The organism is Pseudoalteromonas sp. SR45-6 (assembly GCF_014163545.1).
GTDB lineage: Bacteria > Pseudomonadota > Gammaproteobacteria > Enterobacterales > Alteromonadaceae > Pseudoalteromonas > Pseudoalteromonas rhizosphaerae.
In genome coordinates, this window is record NZ_JACJDM010000106.1 from 1,613 (window position 1) to 4,679 (window position 3,067).

1 rRNA gene is annotated in these 3,067 nt (G+C 49.2%); it reads left to right on the forward strand.

The features are described 5' to 3' along the window. Window positions 1-83: 83 nt before the first annotated feature. A 23S ribosomal RNA gene (locus H5158_RS22110) occupies window positions 84-2,970 on the forward strand. The last annotated feature ends 97 nt before the right edge of the window (window positions 2,971-3,067 follow it).

The following is a 3,067-nucleotide window of genomic DNA, read 5'->3' on the forward strand; positions in this document are numbered from 1 at the left end:
TTGATTGGTATCTACTTTAGTATTCAATATTAACTTCTGGCGAAGTTAAACTGTCACAAAACAAAGACCCGTTTGGGTTGTATGGTTAAGTGACTAAGCGTACACGGTGGATGCCTTGGCAGTTGGAGGCGATGAAGGACGTATTAACTTGCGATAAGCCTAGTCAAGCTAGTAAAAAGCACTTGAGACTAGGATTTCCGAATGGGGAAACCCACCTGCTTGCAGGTATCGTTAACTGAATACATAGGTTAACGAGGCGAACGCGGAGAACTGAAACATCTAAGTACCCGTAGGAAAAGAAATCAACCGAGATTCCGAAAGTAGCGGCGAGCGAAATCGGAACAGCCCTTAAGCTTAATTGGTGTTAATGGAAGGCTCTGGAAAGTGCCACGATACAGGGTGATAGTCCCGTACATGAAAATCCCTTTTAAGTGAAATCGAGTAGGTCGGAGCACGTGAAACTTTGACTGAATATAGGTGGACCATCATCTAAGGCTAAATACTCCCAACTGACCGATAGTGAACCAGTACCGTGAGGGAAAGGCGAAAAGAACCCCTGTGAGGGGAGTGAAATAGAACCTGAAACCGTGTACGTACAAGCAGTAGGAGCCCACTTGTTGGGTGACTGCGTACCTTTTGTATAATGGGTCAGCGACTTATATTTTGTAGCGAGGTTAACCGAATAGGGTAGCCGTAGGGAAACCGAGTCTTAACTGGGCGAATAGTTGCAAGGTATAGACCCGAAACCCGGTGATCTAGCCATGGGCAGGTTGAAGGTTGAGTAACATCAACTGGAGGACCGAACCCACTAACGTTGAAAAGTTAGGGGATGACCTGTGGCTAGGAGTGAAAGGCTAATCAAACCGGGAGATAGCTGGTTCTCCCCGAAATCTATTTAGGTAGAGCCTCGGACGAATACTTACGGGGGTAGAGCACTGTTAAGGCTAGGGGGTCATCCCGACTTACCAACCCTTTGCAAACTCCGAATACCGTAAAGTAATATCCGGGAGACACACGGCGGGTGCTAACGTCCGTCGTGAAGAGGGAAACAACCCAGACCGCCAGCTAAGGTCCCAAAGTCATAGTTAAGTGGGAAACGATGTGGAAAGGCCCAGACAGCCAGGAGGTTGGCTTAGAAGCAGCCATCCTTTAAAGAAAGCGTAATAGCTCACTGGTCGAGTCGGTCTGCGCGGAAGATGTAACGGGGCTAAACTATGCACCGAAGCTGCGGATTCAGAATTTATTCTGAGTGGTAGGGGAGCGTTCTGTAAGCGGTTGAAGGTGTACCGGGAGGTATGCTGGACGTATCAGAAGTGCGAATGCTGACATGAGTAACGATAATGCGGGTGAAAAACCCGCACGCCGGAAGACCAAGGGTTCCTATCCCATGTTAATCAGGGTAGGGTAAGTCGACCCCTAAGGCGAGGCCGAAAGGCGTAGTCGATGGGAAACGGATTAATATTTCCGTACTTGGTATAATTGCGATGGGGGGACGGAGCAGGCTAAGCAAGCATGGCGTTGGTAGTCCATGTGAAAGTGAGTAGGCTAGCGACTTAGGTAAATCCGGGTTGCTGTTAGGCTGAGACACGAGACGAGTCACTAAGGTGATGAAGTTGCTGATGCCATACTTCCAGGAAAAGCCTCTAAGCTTCAGATTATACCGAATCGTACCCCAAACCGACACAGGTGGTCAGGTAGAGAATACTAAGGCGCTTGAGAGAACTCGGGTGAAGGAACTAGGCAAAATCGTACCGTAACTTCGGGAGAAGGTACGCTCCGATTGGTGATGAGACTTGCTCTCTAAGCTGATTGGAGCCGCAGTGACCAGGTGGCTGGGACTGTTTATTAAAAACACAGCACTGTGCAAAATCGCAAGATGACGTATACGGTGTGACACCTGCCCGGTGCCGGAAGGTTAATTGATGGGGTTATCTTCGGAGAAGCTCTTGATCGAAGCCCCGGTAAACGGCGGCCGTAACTATAACGGTCCTAAGGTAGCGAAATTCCTTGTCGGGTAAGTTCCGACCTGCACGAATGGTGTAACCATGGCCACGCTGTCTCCACCCGAGACTCAGTGAAATTGAAATCGCAGTGAAGATGCTGTGTACCCGCGGCTAGACGGAAAGACCCCGTGAACCTTTACTACAGCTTGGCACTGAACATTGAACCTACATGTGTAGGATAGGTGGGAGACTTAGAAGATGAGACGCTAGTTTTGTTGGAGTCGTCCTTGAAATACCACCCTTGTAGTTTTGATGTTCTAACGTTGGCCCCTGAATCGGGGTTACGGACAGTGCCTGGTGGGTAGTTTGACTGGGGCGGTCTCCTCCCAAAGAGTAACGGAGGAGCACGAAGGTTGGCTAAGTACGGTCGGACATCGTACGGTTAGTGTAATGGTAGAAGCCAGCTTAACTGCGAGACAGACACGTCGAGCAGGTACGAAAGTAGGTCATAGTGATCCGGTGGTTCTGAATGGAAGGGCCATCGCTCAACGGATAAAAGGTACTCCGGGGATAACAGGCTGATACCGCCCAAGAGTTCATATCGACGGCGGTGTTTGGCACCTCGATGTCGGCTCATCACATCCTGGGGCTGAAGTCGGTCCCAAGGGTATGGCTGTTCGCCATTTAAAGTGGTACGCGAGCTGGGTTTAGAACGTCGTGAGACAGTTCGGTCCCTATCTGCCGTGGGCGTTTGAGAATTGAGAGGGGTTGCTCCTAGTACGAGAGGACCGGAGTGAACGAACCGCTGGTGTTCGGGTTGTCATGCCAATGGCATTGCCCGGTAGCTACGTTCGGAACTGATAAGCGCTGAAAGCATCTAAGCGCGAAGCAGGCCTCGAGATGAGTTCTCACTAGAGCTATAAGCTCTCTGAAGGGCCGTTGAAGACTACAACGTTGATAGGCAAGATGTGGAAGCATAGTGATATGTTAAGCTAACTTGTACTAATTACCCGTGAGGCTTAACCATACAACGCCAAACGCGTTTTATGTGATAGTTGATAGCGCAAGAAGTTAATAGACTAAAGTAGATTTACTGAAAACTTTATTATCAGAATTCCAAATTT